Source organism: Kitasatospora gansuensis, from assembly GCF_014203705.1.
GTDB lineage: Bacteria > Actinomycetota > Actinomycetes > Streptomycetales > Streptomycetaceae > Kitasatospora > Kitasatospora gansuensis.
In genome coordinates, this window is the sequence record NZ_JACHJR010000001.1 from 7,900,215 (window position 1) to 7,919,137 (window position 18,923).

The window sequence follows — 18,923 nt, forward strand, 5'->3', positions numbered from 1 at the left end:
CGGGAGCCCCCATGCGACTGCTCAGACTGCTCATCGCCGCACTCTGCACCGTGGCCGCACTCGCCCTGCCGGGCCTGGCAGGCAGTCCGGCACAGGCCGCCGCCGGGCCCCCGCAGACCGTACCGGCGCTGCGCCAGTGGACCGCCGGCGCCGGCTCGTTCACCTTTACCGCCACCGGCCGAATAGCCGTCGACCCGGCGTACAGTGCCCAACTCGCCGACGAGGCGAGCACGTTCGCCGATGATCTGCGGGACCTGACCGGTCGGACCGTCCCGGTGGTCACCGGCAGCCCGGCGGCCGGGGACATCGCGCTGACGCTTGGCGACGCCGCCCTGCCCGCCGAGGGCTACCGGATGACGGTCGGTCAGGGCATCACCCTCCAAGGTGCCACCGACACCGGGGTGTTCAACGGTACCCGTAGCGTGCTGCAACTCCTGCATCAGTCGGCCACCGTCCCGGCCGGCACCGCCGTGGACTGGCCGACCAAGGCCGAACGCGGGCTGATGATCGACCAGGGACGGAAGTTCTTCACCGTGCCGTGGGTGAAGCAGCACATCAAGGAACTGGCCTACCTCAAGCTGAACTACTTCCACTTCCACCTGTCGGACACCTACGGCTTCCGGCTGGAGAGTTCCACCCACCCGGAGATCGTCTCCACCGACCACTACAGCAAGCAGGACATCGCCGACCTGGTGGCACTGGGCCAGAAGTACCACGTCACGATCGTCCCGGAGATCGACACCCCCGGGCACATGAACGCGGTCCTGGCCGCCCACCCCGAACTCAAGCTCAAGAACAACTCCGGCACCGCCAGCCCGGACTTCATCGACCTCTCGCTACCCGGCACGTACACCCTGGTCAAAGACCTGATCGAGGAGTACCTGCCGCTCTTCCCGGCCCCCTACTGGCACATCGGCGCGGACGAGTACGTCACCGACTACAGCAAGTACCCCCAGCTGCTCAGCTACGCCCGCGCCCACTACGGGGCAACCGCCACCGCCAAGGACACCTACTACGGCTTCGTCAACTGGTCCAACGCGCTGGTGCGGGCCGCCGGGAAGACCACCAGGATGTGGAACGACGGCATCAAGTCCGGTGACGGCACGATCCAGCCGGACCGGAACATCCTGGTCGAGTACTGGTACAGCTACGGCCTGACGCCCCAGCAACTCGCCGACAGGGGCCACGTGGTGGCCAACGAGTCGTGGACCCCGACGTACTACGTGCTCGGCGGCGCGAAGCCGGACACCCGCTGGATGTACGAGAGTTGGCAGCCCGACCTGTTCCAGGGCAACACCACGCTCGCCGACCCGTCCCGCAACCCCGGCTCGCTGATCCACGTCTGGTGCGACAACCCCACCGCCGAGACCGAGACCCAGATCGCCGCCGGCATCATGTACCCGCTCCGGGTGCTGGCCCAGCAGACCTGGGGCTCCCCGAAGCCGGCCGCCACGTACGCCGCGTTCACCCCGGTCGTCGCCGCCGTCGGCCACCACCCCGGCTGGCCCTCCACCGCCCAGCCCGGCGACCTCGCGCACAACCGCCCGACCACCGCCTCCAGCACCGAGACCCCCAACTTCCCCGCCCCCTTCGCCACCGACGGCGACCCCGGCTCCCGCTGGGCCAGCGCCTACGCCGACCCGCAGTGGATCCAGGTCGACCTCGGCTCCACCCAGACGGTCAACCGGGTGGTGCTCCGCTGGGAGGCCGCGTACGGCAAGTCCTTCCAGATCCAGCTCTCCGACGACGCGGTGACCTGGCGCACCATCCACTCCACCACCACCGGCACCGGGGGCGTCCAGGACCTCACCGGGCTCACCGGATCCGGCCGCTACATCCGGATGTACGGCACCCAGCGCGGCACCAGCTACGGCTACTCGCTGTACGAATTCGAGGTCTACGGCAGCCAGTTGAGCGGCACCCGGACGCTCACCGCGAACGGCAAGGCACTCGACGACCCGGCCTCCTCGACGGCCTCCGGCACCCAGCTGATCACCTGGAAGCCGCACGGCGGCCCCAACCAGCAGTGGCAGCTCACCGCCAACGCCGACGGCAGCCACACCATGGTCAACGGCGCCTCCGGGCTCTGCGCCGACGTGACCGCCACTACCGCGAACGCGCCCGTCGTCCAGGCCACCTGCACCGGCGGCGACAGCCAGCGCTGGCTGATCACCGCCACCGGCAGCGGCTACACCGTCGCCAACAAGAAGAGCACCCTGCTGCTGACCACCGCCTCCGGGGCGGACGGCGCCCTGGTCACCCAGCAGGCGCCCGGTGGCTCGGCGCTGCAGCTCTGGCAGATCAGCTGACGGTACGTCACAAGTCGGGAGAAGGCCGTTGGCCCGGGAGTGATCCCGGGTCGGCGGCCTTCTCCCGGTGGAGGACCGGACCGGCCCTAGAGTCCTTCCTGTGGCGGATCATCAGGAGGAGACCAGGGCGGCCTACGACGGGGTCGTCGAGCTGTACGCGTCGCTGTTCGCGAACCGGCTGGAGAGCCAGCCGTTCGCCCGCGCCATGATCGGCACCTTCGCCGAACTGGTCCGCGCGACGGGCAACCCACGGGCAGCGGACATCGGGTGCGGGCCGGGCCATCTGACGGCCATGCTGCGCGAACTGGGCCTGGACGCCCTCGGGTTCGACCTCTCACCGGGCATGGTTGACCACGCTCGGCGGGCCCATCCGGCGCTGCGCTTCCAGGGGGCGCGGATGGAGTCCCTGCCGGTCGAGGACGGCGCGCTCGGCGGCGTACTGGCCCACTACTCGATGATCCACACCCCACCGGCGGAGCTGCCGGAGCTGCTCGCCGAGCAGGTACGCGTCCTGGCGCCGGGCGGCCTGCTCCTGGTCTCCTTCTTCGGGACCGACGGACCGGAGCCGGTGCGCTTCGACCACAAGGTGACGCCCGCCTACAGCTGGCCGGCGGACCGCCTCGCCGACCTGCTGGCCGACGCCGGGCTGGTGCCCTTCGCCCGACTGCTGCACGACCCGGCCTCCGAACGGGGCTTCCTCGACGCCCACTTGCTGGCCCGCCGTTCGTAGGGCCCGCGTCGGCCGGTGCACATTCTTACCCCCGCAGACGAACGACCAGCGGATCCGGTCGATGATTCGGTCACCGACCTCCCTTTGTGGGTCGGCGAACGTCGCCTATCCATCCAATCCTTGATCTAACGGACCGTCAGAGTAAGCGCTTTACTCTACCGGCTGGAACCGATGCGACCCATGCTGTCGGAGTGAACGCGTGGGGGTGATAGTTCTCCGACGACCTTGATCCGAACGCATTCCGTCGTCGCGATCTCCCACCGCGCCCACCGTGCCCGTCGTCCCCGCGGCCAAGGCCGCGGCCCCGACAAGACGGCCGCAGAGGCACGCCCCGTAGCAGATCAACGTATCCCGCCGAACCGGAGGAACCCATGGACGGCGACACCCAGTCCTATGTGGTCGTACTCAACGACGAGGAGCAGTACTCAATCTGGCCCGCCGACCGTGACCTGCCGCTGGGCTGGCGCGGCGACGGCGTCAGCGGTTCCAAGGCGGAATGCCTGTCCCACATCGGCGAGGTCTGGACGGACATGCGCCCGTCGAGCCTTCGCCGGTCCGTGGAGCAAGCCGGTTAGCCACCCCCACTCTCAGCAGTGAAGGAATCGTGCGAGATGGTCCTCAATGAATTCCACGCCCGGGTGGCCGAGGCACCGGATGCCGTCGCGGTGCAGGACGGTGACCTGAGACTGACCTACCGGAGCCTTGCCGTGCACGCGTCCGCGCTGGCAACCGAGCTCACCGAGCGGGGGGTGGGCCAGGACAGCGTCGTGGCCGTCTACGCCGACCGGTCGGCGGAACTGGTGGTCGGCGAGCTGGCCGTCCTGCTGGCGGGCGCGGCCTACCTGCCGCTGGACCCGGCCCACCCGTCCGCCCGGATCCGCCAACTGCTGGAGGTCTCCGGCGCCGCCGCGGTCCTCAGCACCGCGCCGCTGGTGTCCGGTGGGGCACCGCTCGGCGACGACGTCCTGGTGATCGACCTGACCAAGGAACCGTCCGACGCGACCGTCCTGGCACCGCCCCGGCTGCACGGCGCCGCGCTGGCGTACGTGATCTACACCTCGGGTTCCACCGGTCAGCCCAAGGGCGTCGCGGTGTCCCACGCGAGCCTGGCCAACCTGATGCACTGGCACCACAAGACCTACGGGACGCGGCCGGAGGACCGGTCGACCCTGCTGGCCAGTCCCGGGTTCGACGTGTCCGTCCAGGACATCTGGTTCACCATCACCGCCGGCGCCACGCTGGTGATTCCGCCCGCCGAGGTACGCACCTCGCCGCCCGCGCTCGCCGCCTGGCTGGCCGACGAGCAGATCACCGTGACCTTCCTGCCGACCCCGCTGGCCGAGGCCGTCCTCGACGAGACCTGGCCCGCCCACACGGCGCTCCGGTACCTGCACACCGGCGGCTCGGCGATGCAGCGCGGCGTGCCGGACGGGCTGCCGTTCACGGTGATCAACCTCTACGGGCCGACCGAAGGCACGGTGAAGGTGACGGCCGGCGAGGTGGTGCCGGGCGGACCCGTGCCGCCCCCGATCGGGGAGCCCGTCGGCGGCGTGCGCTGCTACGTGCTCGACGGGCTCGACCCGGTGCCCGACGGCGAGGCCGGTGAGCTGTACCTGGCCGGCGCGTGCGTGGCACGCGGATACCTGAACGACCCGGCGGCCACCGCGGCGGCGTTCGTGCCGGACATCGGCGCCCCCGGGCAGCGGATGTACCGGACCGGCGACAAGGTCCGCCGCCGCCCGGACGGGGTCTTCGAGTACATCGGCCGGTACGACGACCAGGCCAAGATCCGCGGGTTCCGGATCGAACCCGGCGAGGTCGCCACGGTGCTCAAGCAGCACCCCGGCGTCCGGGACGCCTTCGTGGCGGTCGAACACTCGGGCCGCCCGGACGCACGCCTGGTCGGCTACGTGGTCACCGAGGTCCCGACGGCCGAGCTGGTCGAGTTCGTCGCGGGCCGACTGCCCAGCTACATGGTGCCGGCGGCGATGGTCGTGCTGCCCGTGCTGCCGCTGACACCCAACGGCAAGGTCGACCGCGCCGCGCTGCCCGCTCCCGACCGGACCGCGGCCGGCTTGGCCGACGCCGTGGCGCCCCGTACCCCGACCGAGGAGGCGCTGGCGAGGATCGTGGCCTCGCTGCTCGGCGGCGCGGAGGTCGGCGTGTACGACGACTTCTTCGCGCTGGGCGGGAACTCCTTGCTGGTCGCGGCGCTGGCGGGCCGGATCGCGGCGGAACTGCACGTCGGGGTGGGCATCCCCGAGGTGTTCTGCACGCCCACCGTCGCCGGTCTCGCGGAGATCATCGACGAGCGGGCCGCCGGGACGGACGGCGAAGCCGTCGCCCAGGCGATCGCACCGATCGCGCCGCCGGTACGCCGGGCCGACCGGAACCGACCGATCCCGCTGTCCCTGCCGCAGGAACGGGTCTGGTTCTTCGAGCAGCTGTCGCCCGGCAACCTGGCCTACAACTTCCAGGCCACCGTGTCCCTGCAGGGCGACGTGAACGTCGACGCCATGCGCGCGACGCTGGACGAGATCGTCCGCAGGCACGAGATCCTGCGGACCGCCTTCGTCTCGGTCGACGGCGTGGGGTACCAGCGTCCGCTGGCGGAGGCCAAGGCCTCGCTGAAGGTCATCGACGTCCCGGCCGCGCAGGCCGACGAGGTGGTCGCCGCGCAGCTGCGCGAGCCCTTCGACCTGACCGCGCCGCCCCTGGCCCGCTGGGTCCTGCTGCGGCACGAGGACGGGCAGAACACCTTCCTGCACGTGGAGCACCACTTCGTCCACGACGGCTGGTCGCTCTCGGTGTTCCTGTCCGAGTTCCGCGCCCTCTACCCGGCCTTCGCCGCCGGGCAGCCCTCACCCCTGCCCGACCTGGCCGTCCAGTACGCGGACTACGCGATCTGGCAGCGGGACTGGATGCGCGGCGAGGTGCTGCAGGCCCACGTCGACCACTGGACCGGCCTGCTGGCCGGCGCCCCGGACACCCTGGAACTGCCCGCCGACCGGCCGCGGCCGCCGGTGATGACCTTCCGGGGCAGGGCACCGCGCATCCTCATCCCGGCCGAGCTGGCCCGCAAGCTGCGAGCCTTCAGCCGCGAGAACCGGGTGTCGCTGTTCTCCACCATGTACGCCGGCTTCACGGCGCTGCTGCACCGCTACACCGGACAGCACGACATGCTGATCGGGACCGGCGCGGCGAACCGCAACATCCCCGAGCTGGAGCCGCTGCTCGGCATGCTCGTCAACACCCTGGTCATGCGCACCAAGGTGTCCGCCGACCAGCCGTTCACCGATCTGCTGGCGCAGGTACGGGAGAGCGTCGCCGAGACGCTGGCCTGGTCGGACACCCCGGTGGACGCGGTGATCGACGCGCTCGACCCGGCCCGTGACCCGTCGCGCACCCCGCTGTTCCAGGTGATGTTCAGCTTCCACGACTCCGGGATACCCGACATCGACTTCGGCGGGCTCACCGGCCGGGTCACCGAACGCTCGAACGCCTCGGCCAAGGCCGACCTCAACGTGATCGTGATCCCGCGGGCCGAGCAGCGCCTCGGCCGGGCCCCCCGGCCCGAGGACGACGACCTCGCCATGATCTGGGAGCACTCGGCCGACCTGTTCGACGAAGCCACCATGGCACGGATGATCACGCACTACCTGACCCTGCTCGAGGACGCGGTGGCCAGGCCGGCAGCGCCGGTGGGGACACTGCGCCTGCTCCCCGAGGCGGAGGCGGAGCAGCTCGACCGCTGGTCCCACGGGCCCGCCGCGGTCGAAAGCCGACCGGTGACCGAGCTGATCGCGCGTCAGGTGCAGACCCGGCCGGACGCCGTCGCGGTGCGTTGGCCGGACGGGCAGCTCAGCTACGCAGAGCTGTGGCAGCGCGCCGGCGGACTGGCCCACCGGCTGCGCGAGTCCGGCATCACCGCCGAGGAACCGGTGGCGGTGGTCGCCGACCGTTCCGTCGAGCTGGTGGTCGGCGAGCTCGCGGTGCTGATGGCCGGCGGGTGCTACCTGCCCGTGGACCCGAGCTACCCGGCCGAGCGGATCGCCTTCATCCTGCAGGACGCCGGGGTGAAGAAGACTCTGGTCACGCCCGAGACGCGGCCGCAGCTGCCGGCGTCCACGGCGAGCCTGCAGGTGTTCGAGCTGGACTCCGCCGGCCCGGACGAGCCGGTCCACGCGGACCAGGTCGCCCCGGAGCGGCTGGCGTACCTCATCTACACCTCGGGATCGACCGGCCGGCCCAAGGGGGTGGCCCTGGAGCACGGGGGGCTCGCCAACCTGGTCGCCTGGCACCTGGCCGAGTACGCGCTCGAGCCGACGGACCGGACCACGCTGTTCGCGAGCCCCGGGTTCGACGCGTCGACGTGGGAGATCTGGTCCACCCTCGCGGCGGGCGCCACCCTGAACGTCGTCCCGCCGCAGCTGCGGGCCGCGCCCGCGGAACTGGTGCGCTGGCTCGGCGCCGAGAAGATCACCGCGGCGTTCCTGCCGACCCCGATCGCCGCGGCCGTCCTGACCGAGCCGTGGCCGGCCGACACCGCGCTGCGTGCGCTGCTGACCGGTGGCGACGCGCTGCCGGCCGCGCCCGCCGAGGGCTTGCCGTTCCGGTTGTTCAACCACTACGGACCGACGGAGAACACCGTCGTGGCGACGGCGGGCCTGGTCCCGCCGGACCCGGCGGGACTGCGCCCGGCCATCGGCAGGCCGATCAGCGGGATCCAGGCCCACGTGCTGGACGCCGAAGGGCAGCCCGTGCCCACCGGCGTGCGTGGCGAGCTGTTCCTCGGCGGTACGCAGGTGGCCCGCGGCTACGTGAACCGCTCGACGCTCACCGCGGAGAGCTTTCGCTCCGATCCGTTCGCCGGCCAGCCCGGCGCACGCCTGTACCGGACCGGTGACCTGGTCCGCTGGCGTCCCGACGGGCAGCTGGAGTTCCTCGGCCGCGCGGACGAGCAGGTGAAGATCCGGGGATTCCGGATCGAGCCCGGAGAGGTCGCGGCAACGCTCCGGGAGCACCCGGACGTACGGGACGCCGTGGTCGTCGTCCGCACGGCCGCAGAAGGCGCCTCGCTGGTGGCGTACGCCTGTGCGGACGGCCCGAGCGAGAACCTCCCCGAGGAGAAGCTGCTGGCGTTCCTGGGGGACCGGCTGCCCGCGTACATGCTGCCGGACAAGGTCCTGGTGCTGGCCGCCCTGCCACTCACCGCGCACGGCAAGGTGGACCACGCCGCGCTGGCCGCCCTGACGCCGAGCACCCAGGCCGAACCCGAGGCCGACCAGGCGCCGCGGACACCGACGGAGGAGCGCGTCGCGCAGCTCGCCTCGGCGTTGCTGCACGACCAGCCGGTGGGGCGCGCGGACGACTTCTTCCGCGCCGGTGGCCACTCCCTGTTGGCAGCCCGGCTGGTGGCCCAGGTGAACGAGGCCTTCGGCGTCCAGGTGCCGATGGCGACGTTCCTCCAGCGGCCCACCGTGGCGAGCCTGGCGGACGCCGTGACCCTCGCGACGACAGGAGCGACGGCAGGGCCCGGTCCGATCAGGCCGCGTACCCGCCGTGCGGCCGTGCGGCCGCTCGATCAGTCCAGTGAGGTGCAGCAGTGAGTGGAGCGATCGAACCAGAGGTCGGGGACGAGGACAGTTCGGCTCCGCTGTCGTACGCGCAGCAGCGGCTGTGGTTCCTCGACCAGCTGCAGCCGGGCAGCTCGGTCTACAACGTCCCGCTCGGCTACGACATCACCGGCCCGTTGGACCCCACGGCGCTCGAACGGGCGCTGACCGAGGTCGTGCGGCGCCACGAGATCCTGCGGACCGCCTTCCGGTCGACCGGTGGGACGCCGCACCAGGTGGTCCTGCCGCCCGCCCCAGTGTCCATCCCCGTCGTCGACCTGACCGCACCCGGTCGCTCGGCGGACGAGGTGGCGCGGCTCACGGACGAGGAAGCCGGTGTCCCGTTCGACCTGGTGGCCGGCCGGGTCATCCGGGCCCGTCTGCTGCGCCTCGGTGAGCAGCAGCACCGGCTGCTGCTCACCGTGCACCACCTCGCCTGTGACGGCGCGTCGGTCGGGACGCTCGGCCGGGAGCTCGAGGTCCAGTACCTGGCCGCGCTGCGCGGCCAGGACCGGCCCGAGCCCGAACTGCCCATGCAGTACGCCGACTTCGCCGACTGGCAGCAGAACACCCTGGCCGGGCCCGAGCTCGACCGGCTGCTGGCGTACTGGACGGACAGCCTGGCCGGCCTGCCCGCCCAGCAGCTGCCCACCGACCACGCCCGCCCGCCGGTGCAGAGCTACCGTGGCGCCGCGCTCACGTTCGAGCTGCCGTCGGCCTCGGTCCAGCAGCTGGAGGAGCTGGGCAGGTCGGAAGGCGTCACGCTCTACAGCGTCCTGCTCGCCGCCTTCTCGGTGCTGCTACGGGCGCACGTCGGCCAGGACGAGGTCGTGGTCGGAACCCCGGTGTCCGGGCGGGAGCGGCCCGAACTGGCCGGTCTCATCGGGTTCTTCACCAACACCCTGGTGCTCCGCTGCGACCTCGGGTCAGGCCCGACGTTCCGTCAGCTGATCCAGCGGCTGTGGACGGAGGTCAAGGGAGCGCTGGCCCACCAGGACCTGCCGTTCGAGAAGCTGGTCGAAGAGCTGCACCCCGACCGTGACCTGGCCCAGAACCCGTTGTTCCAGGTGCTGTTCAGCTACCGGTACGAAGAAGAGGGAGCGGGCCTCCGCCTCGACGGCTGCCAGGTGCAGCCGGTGCTGGGCGACACCGGGGCGGCGCGGTTCGACCTGACGCTGAGTCTGACCCGGACCCCGGCCGGGGTGCGAGGCCGGCTCGAGTACAACACGGACCTGTTCGAGGGCACGACCGCCGAGCGGATCGCCGAGCGGTACGTCCAGGTGGTGACCGCCGCCGCGCAGGCCCCGGACCGGCCCGTCGACGAGCTGGCCGTGCTGCCGGCCGGCGAACTCGCCACCTTGGCCGACTGGCAGACCGGTGCCGAGGCCGGGACCGACGACGCCTTGGTGCACCAGCTGTTCGCGCAGCGGGTGGCCGCGACACCCGACGCGGTCGCCGTGGTCGCCGCCGACACCACCTTGACCTATCGCGAACTCGACCGGCTCGCCGACCGGTTCGCGGGTCAGCTGCGGCAGCTCGGGGTGGCGCCCGACGAGCCGGTCGGCGTCCACCTCGGCCGCACCTCCCTGCTGATGGTCACCCTGCTGGGGATCCTCAAGGCGGGCGCGGCATATCTCCCGCTGGACCCCGGCTACCCGCGCGATCGACTGGCGTTCATGGTCGGCGACGCCGGCGTGCGGCTGGTCGTGGCGGACTCCAGGTCCGCCGCGGCCGCCGGCCGGCTCGGCGCCGGTCAGGTCGTGGTGCCCGACCTGGCTGGGGAGCCGGACGCTTCGCCGTCGGCGGTCACCGCCGACAACCTGGCGTACGTGATCTACACGTCCGGGTCCACCGGACTGCCCAAGGGCGTCATGGTCACCCACCGGAACGTGGTCAACCTGTTCGCCGGGATGGACGACGTCTTCGGTGCCGACGAGCCCAGCACCTGGCTCGCGGTGACCAGCGTCTCCTTCGACATCTCCGTGGTCGAGCTGCTGTGGGCGCTGATGCACGGTCACCGGATCGTGCTGCGCGGCGAACCGCCGCTGCCGTCGGCCTCGGCCGCCGCGGAGTCGGCGGCGGTGGCCGAGGCGCGTGCCCGCCCCATCGACTTCAGCCTGCTCTACTTCGGCAGCGACGCGGAAGCCAGCTCCGAGGACCGCTACCGGCTGCTGCTCGACGGCGCGAAGTTCGCCGACCGCAACGGCTTCACGGCCGTGTGGACTCCCGAGCGGCACTTCCACCAGTTCGGCGGGCTGTACCCGAACCCCTCGGTGATGGCGGCGGCCGTCGCGGCCGTCACCGAGCGGGTCCAGGTGCGCGCGGGCAGCGTGGTGCTGCCGTTGCACGACCCGCTGCGGGTGGCCGAGGAGTGGTCCGTGGTGGACAACATCTCGGCCGGCCGGGCCGGCATCTCCCTCGCGTCCGGGTGGCACGCCAACGACTTCGCGCTCGCACCGGACCGGTACGAGAAGCGCAAGCAGCTGATGATGGACGGCCTCGCGGAGGTCCGGAAGCTGTGGCGCGGCGAGAAGGTGTCGCGGCGCAACGGCGTCGGCGCCGAGGTCGAGGTCGGGGTGTTCCCCCGTCCCGTCCAGCCGGAGCTGCCGGTGTGGCTGACCAGCGCCAAGCATCCGGAGACCTTCCGGATGGCGGGCGAGGCCGGCACCGGGGTGCTCACCCACCTCCTCGGGCACAGCCTGGAGGAGCTGGCGGAGAAGATCGCGCTGTACCGCAGGACCTGGCGCGAGCACGGGCACGGACCCGGGGACGGCCACGTGGCGGTGATGGTCCACACCTTCGTCGGTCAGGATCTCGACGAGGTGCGGGAACTGGTCCGGGAGCCGATGAGCCGGTACCTGGAGACCTCCTTCGACCTGATCGCCTCGCTCGGCGCCACCACCGGCAGCGCCGAGGACTTCAGGGCGTTGCCGCCCGGGGAACTGCGGGAGTTGGTGGACCGGGCGTTCGAGCGGTTCTTCGCCACCGCGAGCCTGCTCGGCACGCCGCAGGTCTGCGCCGACATGGTGGACCGGATGAAGGCCGCCGGCGTCGACGAGGTCGCCTGCCTGATCGACTTCGGGGTCGAGGAGAAGGCGGCACTGGACGCCCTGACCCACCTGACCACCGTTCGGGAGATCAGCGCCGAGCGCAGGGAAGCCGTACTGGCCAAGGCCGAGGAGCCGATCGCCGAACAGCTGCGGGCGCACGCCGTGACGCACCTGCAGTGCACGCCGTCACTGGCCCGCGCACTGCTGGCGGACCAGGACGCGCGGGCCGAACTGCCGCGGCTCAGCCGGTTGTTGGTGGGCGGTGAGGCGTTCCCCGCCGACCTGGCCCGCGAGCTAGCCGACGCCGTCGGCGGCACGGTGCACAACATGTACGGGCCGACCGAGGCCGCGGTCTGGGCGACCACCTCGCAGATCGCGCCCGGTGGCGGCCCGGTGTCCATCGGGCGGCCGTTGGCGAACGTACGGGCCTACGTGGTCGACCGCGATGCGCGGCTCTGCCCGACGGGCGTACCCGGAGAGCTGTGGCTCGGCGGGGGCGGCGTGGTCCGCGGCTACCTCAACCGCACCGAGGTGACCGCCGAACGCTTCCAGCCCGACCCGTTCGCCGACCGGCCGGGAGCCAGGGTCTACCGTACGGGCGACCTGGCCCGCTGGGGGACCGGCGGCGCACTCGAGTTCCTCGGCCGCATCGACGACCAGGTGAAGCTGCACGGTCACCGGATCGAGCTCGGCGAGATCGAGACGGCGCTCGCCGAACACGCGGGCGTCCGGTCGGCGGTCGCGGTCATCCGGGGCACCGGCGCGGAACAGCGGATCATCGGCCACTACGTGCCGGCGACCGACCGGGCGACCACCGGTGCCGAGCTGCGCGCCTTCCTCGCCACGCGGTTGCCCGGCTACATGGTGCCCAGCGCCGTGCACCCGATCGACGCGCTGCCGTTGACCCCGAACGGCAAGGTCGACCGCAGGGCGCTGCCCGACCGGTCGGAGGCGCGGCCCGAGGGCACGACGGCGTACGCGCCGCCGACGAACGCGACCGAGCGGCTGGTCACCGAGGTGTGGCGAGAGGTCCTCGGCGTCGACCGGGTGGGCCTGGACGACAGCTTCTTCGACCTCGGCGGGAACTCGCTGCTGGTGGTGGTGGCCAGGGCCCGGCTGATCGAACACCGCGACAGCGGGCTCTCGTTGGTGGACATGTTCCGCTATCCGTCCGCACGGGCCCTGGCCGAGGCGATGGACCGCAAGCCGGACGAAGGGCCCGACGAGGCGGTCGGCGCGGGTGCCGCACGGGGCGCCGCTCGGCGCGTCGCCGGACAGGCTGCCGCACGGCGTGCGGGCAGGACAGGGGTGTGAGCGTGCCAGCGAACCATTCGACACGGCATCGAACCATGGGGGGTCTTGGGTGAGTACCGAGATGGAAGACGGGACGGAGCTGATCGCGGTCGTCGGGATCGCCGGGCGGCTGCCGGGAGCCCCGACCATCGAGGCGTTCTGGCGCAACCAGCGCGACGGCGTCGAGTCGGTCTCCAGGTTCAGTACCCAGCAGCTGGTCGAGGCCGGGTGGCCGGCGGAGATGCTGTCCCACCCCGACTACGTGCCCGCCGCCGCGGTCATCGAGGACGCCGACCACTTCGACCGGGAGTTCTTCGGGTACACCGAGGAACAGGCGGAGATCAGCGACCCGCAGCAGCGGATCTTCGCCGAGACCGTCTGGCACGCGCTGGAGGACACCGGGCACGACCCGGCGCGGTTCGACGGCGCCGTCGGTGTCTACGCGGGCCAATTCGCCAACAAGTACCTGCCGTTGAACCTCCTGGCGAACGCGAAGTTCCGGGGATCGATGGCGGCCTTCTCCGCTCGCCCGTACAACGACAAGGACTTCCTCGCGACCAGGGCGGCGTACCTGTGCGACCTGCGGGGTCCCGCGATCACCGTGCAGGCGGCATGTTCCACGTCGCTCGTCGCCATCCACCTCGCCTGCCAGGCGCTGCTGGGTCACGAGTGCGACATGGCGCTGGCGGGGGGAGTGGCGCTGCCCGTCCCGTTGATCGGCGGCTACCCGGTGGTCGCGGGCGGCATCTTCGCGCGGGACGGCCACTGCCGGCCGTTCGACGTCGCGTCCAGCGGAACCGTGCCCGGATACGGCGTCACGGTCGTGGCGCTCCGCAGGCTGAGCGACGCGATCGCGGACGGCGACAACATTCGCGCCGTGATCCTCGGCAGCGCGGTCAACAACGACGGTTCGGCGAAGTTCGGGTTCAACGCGCCGAGCATGCAGGCCCAGGCCGAGGTGATCGCCACCGCGCACGCGGTCGCCGGCGTGCGGTCGGAGAGCATCGGCTACATCGAGGCGCACGGCACCGGCACCCCGCTCGGCGACCCGATCGAGGTGGGCGGGCTCACCAAGGCCTTCAACACCAGTGAGCGCGGCTTCTGCGCGATCGGTTCGGCGAAGGCCAACATCGGTCACCTGGACGCCGCCGCAGGGGCGGCGGGCTTCGCCCGGGCGGTGCTGGCGCTCGAACACGGCGAGATCCCGCCGAGTATCAACTACGAAGCGCCCAATCCGGCGCTGCTGCTGGACCGCACGCCGTTCTACGTGCCGACCACCGTCCGACCCTGGCCGCGTGGCGCGACGCCGCGACGGGCCGGTGTCAGCGCCTTCGCGGTCGGCGGCACCAACGCGCACGTGGTGCTCCAGGAGGCGCCGGCACCGCGAGCCAGCGCGCCGCACGTACGTGACCGGCAGCTGCTCGTGCTGTCCGCACGGACCGGCAAGGCCCTGGCGGACGCGGCGAACAATCTCGCCGACCGCCTGGACCGGCAGGACGACCTCGACCTCGCCGACGTCGCGCACACCCTGCAGGTCGGCCGGCGCAGGTTCCCGCTCCGCCGGCATCTGGTGTGCGGCGACCGGACCGAGGCGATCGCCGCGCTCCGGGCGTTGGCCCGGCCGGGGACCGTGGACACCACCGGTGAGGTGGAGGCCCAGCAGGTGGTCTTCATGTTCCCCGGCAGCGCCTCGTACCGGCCCGACGCCGCCTCGACGATTTACCGCAGCGAACCGGTCTTCGCCCAGGAGGTGGACCGCTGCGCCGAACTGGCGCGACCACTGCTGGGGTACGACCTGCGTGCGCTGCTCTCGCCGTCCACCTGGGACGGACCGCAGGTGGGACACGACGACCCGCGCGGCGTGGCCGCCGCGGCCTTCGGCCTGCAGTGGGCCCTCGCCCGGCTGTGGCAGTCGTGGGGGGTGCACCCCGCCGCGATGATCGGCGACGGCGACGGCGAGTACGTGGCAGCCTGCCTGGCCGGCGTGATCGACCTGGCGGACGCCATCGACGTCACGATCGCCGGGGCCGGCGCCGGGGCGGACGAGTTCGCCGCCAAGGTGGCGCGCTACGAACTCAAGCCGCCGCAGGTGCCGTACATCTCCGGAGCGACCGGGACCTGGATCGGTCCGGAGGAGGCCGTGGAGCCGGCCCACTGGGCCCGCCACCTCCGCGAGCCGTCCCGGTTCACCGACGGTCTGCGGGAACTGGCCGGCGAGCCCGGCCGGATCCTGCTGGAGGTGGGGCCGGGCAGCACGCTCACCGAGGCTGTCGCACGGCAGGAGCAGCACCTGGTGGCGCTGCCCTCGCTGGCACTCGCGGACGGGAACCGATCCGACCTCGGGGCCCTGCTCGACGCCGTCGGCAGGCTGTGGCAGCAGTCCACCGTGGAGATCGACTGGGACGCGTTCCGCGCCACGTCGCGACCGCGGCGGGTGTCGCTGCCGGGCTACCCGTTCCAGCGGAGCCGGTACTGGATCGGGCCCGACTCCGGCAGTTACGAACCACTGGGTATGGAGGAGGCGTCATGGACGAGCCGCTAGTCGCCATTGTGGGCGCGGGGGTCATGGGCACCGGGATCTCGACGCTCGTCGTCGGGCACGGACTGCCGGTCGTACTGGTGGACATCGACGAGGGCGTGCTGGACCGCGCCACCGCGGCGTCCGCCAACGGCCTGCGGCACGCGCAGTTGGCGGGTGCGCTGCCGGCCGGGGTCACCCCCGGGAAGCTGCGCACCACGCTCTCGCTGAACGACGTCGCCGACGCGACGGTGGTCATCGAGGCGGTCACCGAGCTGCCCGAGCAGAAGGCGGACGTGCTGGCCGGGGTATCGGCCCTGGTCCGGCCCGGAACCCCCTTGATCTCCAACACGTCCGGCATCCCCATCGACGAGATGGCCGCGTGGGTGAAGCACCCCGGTGACCTCATCGGCACGCACTTCATGAATCCCGCGTACCTGATCAAGATGGTCGAGGTGATCCGCGGCCCGCAGACCACGGACGAGACCGTCGAGGCGGTGCTCTCGCTGCTGACCCGGATCGGTCGGCGGGCGGTGGTGGTCCGTGACGCGCCCGGCTTCGTGACCAGCCGGCTCCTGCACCCGATGATCAACGACGCCGCCGAGGTGGTCCGGGCCGGCACTTCCACCGTCGAGGACGTGGACACCCTGATGCAGGGCTGCCTCGGTCATCCGACGGGCCCGCTGCGCACCGCGGACCTGATCGGCATCGACAACCTCGTCGACGCTCTGGAGGCGCTGTACGCCCGGACCGGAGACGAGCGGTGCCGCCCCAGTGAGCTTCTTCTCGAAAAGGTTCGGCGAGGCGAGCTCGGCCGAAAGAGCGGCCGTGGCTTCTACAACTACAGTGAGGCACAGTCATGACGGAACAGCAGACCGCAAAGGCGCCCTTCGACGTGGACGCCGTCATCGACGAGATCACGAAGTTCGTGGCCGGGCAGACCCGGACCACCCCCGAGGCGGATCAGGACCTCTTCGCCACCGGGGTCGCCAACTCCATGATCGCCATGCAGCTGGTCGTGTTCCTGGAGCAGACCTACGCCGTGACGGTCTCCGGCCCTGACCTGCAGCTGTCCAACTTCTTCACGGTCAAGAGCATGGCCGCGCTGGTCGGCCGACTCCAGGCAGAGTCTGCCGCCGACAGCGATGTCTGACGGCATCTCCCCAGGGCACGAGGACATCTGGCGTTCCGTCGGGGAGAACGCCGGCGGATGGGACATCGCCGGCGAGATCCCACGGACCGTCCTGACCGAACTCGGCGCGGCCGGCCTGCTCTGTGCCGAAGTGGGCAAGCAGTACGGCGGCCTCGGCCTGGGCAGCCAGGAGAGCGGGCAGCTGACCGCGTACGTCGGGAGCCTGTGCAGCTCGGTCCGCAGTGTGATGACCTCGCAGGGCATGGCGGCCTGGACGATCCAACGCCTCGGCACCCGTGAGCAGCGGGACGTGTTCCTGCCGCAGCTGACCGGCGGCCGCCTCGCGGCCGTCGCCTTCAGCGAGCCGGAGGCCGGCAGCGACCTCGGGGCGATGACCACCGAGCTGCGTCTCGACGGTGACACGGTGATCGTGGACGGCAGCAAGACCTGGATCACGGCCGCTGCCTATGCCGACGTGATCGTCGTGATCGGAAAGCTGGGCGACGACGCGGCGGCGGTCGTGGTGCCGACGGACGCCGAGGGGGTCCGGATCGAGAAGATCCCGCACCCGATGGGCTGCCGGGCGGCCGGGCACGCGCAGGTGCGGCTGGACGGCGTACGACTGCCGGCCGCGAACGTCCTCGGCGGCACCGGGCTGCCGCTGCCGTTCCTGGTGACGACGGCCCTGGCCTACGGCCGGATGTCGGTGGCCTGGGGCTGCGTCGGGATCCTGCGCGGCTGTCTCGACGCGGTGACCGAACACGCGAGATCGCGGCGGCAGTTCGGCAAGCCGATCGGGGAGCACCAGCTGGTCTCCCGCAGGGTCGCCGAGCTCTACGCCGCGGAGCAGGTCGCCACCGCGGTGTGCCGACAGGCCGCCGAGAGCTGGGAGTCGGGTTCGCCGGAGCTCGTGATCGCCACGGTGCTCGCGAAGCACGTGAGCGCGACCGAGGCCGTGCGGGGAACCGCGTCGGCCATGCAGATCATGGCCTCGGCGGGCGCGTCGGACGGCCACGTGGTCGCCCGGGCGTACCGGGACGCGAAGTTGATGGAGATCATCGAGGGCAGCAGCGAGATCTGCCAGCTCGAACTCGCCAGACACGCCCTGGCGACCGGGAACAGCACCGTCCGGCAGAAGGAGGCGCAGTGAGCGGACCAGTGCCATCGAGCGAACCGATCACCACGGTCAAGTGTGTCGTCTGGGACCTGGACAACACGCTGTGGAAAGGCACCCTGCTCGAGGGTGACGACGTGGTCATCGACGACCAGGTCCACCGCACCATCGTGGAGCTCGACTCCCGCGGCATCCTGCAGGCCGTGGCCAGCAAGAACGACCACGGCCCCGCCTGGCAGCGCCTCGAGGACCTCGGCGTCGCCGAGTACTTCGTGCTCGCCAGGATCGGGTGGGGCCCGAAGTCGGCGTCGGTACGCGAGATCGCCGACGAACTGAAGTTCGCCCACCACACGATCGCCTTCGTCGACGACCAGCCGGCCGAACGCGCGGAGGTGGAGTTCCACCTGCCGGAGGTGCGCTGCTATCCGGCCGAGTCGGTGACCGAGCTGCTGACGCTGCCCGAGTTCATCCCGGCGACGGTGACGGCCGACTCGGGCCGGCGCCGCCAGATGTACCAGGCGAACGCGCGGCGCCAGGCCGAGCAGGAGTCGTTCACCGGGCCGTCGGAGGAGTTCCTGCGCTCGTTGGAGCTCGAGATGGAGATCGGCCGGGCCACGGCCGACGACCTGTCCCGGGTGGAGGAACTGACCCTGCGGACCAGCCAGATGAACGCCACCGGTGTCCACTACTCCGACGCCGACCTGCGGGTGCTCCTGGACGACGCGCGCCACGAGGTCCTCACGATGACGATGAGCGACCGTTTCGGGTCGCACGGCGCGGTCGGTGTCGCGCTGGTGGAGACCGGATCTGCGGTGTGGCACCTGAAGCTGCTGGCGACCTCGTGCCGGGTGGTCTCGTTCGGTGCCGGCGCCACCGTGCTGAACTGGCTGGTCAACGAGGCGGCGACGGCCGGCGTCCATCTGGTCGCGGACTTCCGGCCGACCAGCCGGAACCGGATCATGGAAGTCGCGTACCGGTTCGCCGGGTTCACCGACGAGCCCTGTGCCTGTCTGGCCGAACTGCCGTCGTCGGAGTCGGACGGCGGGGAGACGCAACGACTGCACATCGCACCGGCACCGAGGCCGGCGCCCGGCACGCTGCGCCTCACCGCGGTCCGACTGGCCACGGCCTGACGACACGTCATACGTCATACCGAAACGCT

At 71.6% G+C, this 18,923-nt stretch carries 10 protein-coding genes; all 10 read left to right on the forward strand.

The features are described 5' to 3' along the window. Nucleotides 1-11: 11 nt before the first annotated feature. The 10 genes from F4556_RS35555 to F4556_RS35600 all read left to right on the forward strand — a co-directional run bounded on the left by F4556_RS35555 (nucleotide 12) and on the right by F4556_RS35600 (nucleotide 18,894). Nucleotides 12-2,309, forward strand: coding sequence for a family 20 glycosylhydrolase (locus F4556_RS35555; protein ID WP_184923600.1), 2,298 nt, complete (start codon nucleotides 12-14; stop codon nucleotides 2,307-2,309). 100 nt (nucleotides 2,310-2,409) lie between these two features. Continuing rightward, nucleotides 2,410-3,039 (forward strand): class I SAM-dependent methyltransferase, encoded by a 630-nt coding sequence (locus F4556_RS35560; protein ID WP_184923602.1) that lies wholly within the window; start codon nucleotides 2,410-2,412, stop codon nucleotides 3,037-3,039. Nucleotides 3,040-3,410: 371 nt separating this feature from the next. Continuing rightward, on the forward strand, nucleotides 3,411-3,614 hold the full coding sequence (locus tag F4556_RS35565) for an MbtH family protein (RefSeq protein ID WP_184923604.1): 204 nt from the start codon (nucleotides 3,411-3,413) through the stop codon (nucleotides 3,612-3,614). Nucleotides 3,615-3,650: 36 nt separating this feature from the next. Continuing rightward, entirely contained in the window at nucleotides 3,651-8,648 is a 4,998-nt protein-coding gene (locus F4556_RS35570) for a non-ribosomal peptide synthetase (protein WP_184923606.1), read from the forward strand. Beyond that, nucleotides 8,645-13,018 (forward strand): MupA/Atu3671 family FMN-dependent luciferase-like monooxygenase, encoded by a 4,374-nt coding sequence (locus tag F4556_RS35575; protein ID WP_184923609.1) that lies wholly within the window; start codon nucleotides 8,645-8,647, stop codon nucleotides 13,016-13,018. The genes F4556_RS35570 and F4556_RS35575 overlap by 4 nt, the downstream gene beginning before the upstream one ends. A 49-nt stretch (nucleotides 13,019-13,067) precedes the next feature. Beyond that, entirely contained in the window at nucleotides 13,068-15,539 is a 2,472-nt protein-coding gene (locus F4556_RS35580) for a type I polyketide synthase (RefSeq protein WP_184923611.1), read from the forward strand. Beyond that, entirely contained in the window at nucleotides 15,524-16,378 is an 855-nt protein-coding gene (locus F4556_RS35585; RefSeq protein WP_184923612.1) for a 3-hydroxyacyl-CoA dehydrogenase family protein, read from the forward strand. The genes F4556_RS35580 and F4556_RS35585 overlap by 16 nt, the downstream gene beginning before the upstream one ends. Then, nucleotides 16,375-16,668, forward strand: a complete 294-nt coding sequence (locus F4556_RS35590; RefSeq protein ID WP_184923614.1) for an acyl carrier protein — start codon at nucleotides 16,375-16,377, stop codon at nucleotides 16,666-16,668. The genes F4556_RS35585 and F4556_RS35590 overlap by 4 nt, the downstream gene beginning before the upstream one ends. Continuing rightward, nucleotides 16,661-17,797: an acyl-CoA dehydrogenase family protein gene (locus F4556_RS35595; RefSeq protein WP_184923616.1), complete on the forward strand. Its 1,137-nt coding sequence runs from the start codon at nucleotides 16,661-16,663 to the stop codon at nucleotides 17,795-17,797. The genes F4556_RS35590 and F4556_RS35595 overlap by 8 nt, the downstream gene beginning before the upstream one ends. After that, complete coding sequence (locus F4556_RS35600) at nucleotides 17,794-18,894, forward strand: HAD-IIIC family phosphatase (RefSeq protein WP_313069081.1); 1,101 nt, start codon at nucleotides 17,794-17,796, stop codon at nucleotides 18,892-18,894. Before F4556_RS35595 ends, F4556_RS35600 begins: the two co-directional genes overlap by 4 nt. Nucleotides 18,895-18,923 lie beyond the last annotated feature (29 nt).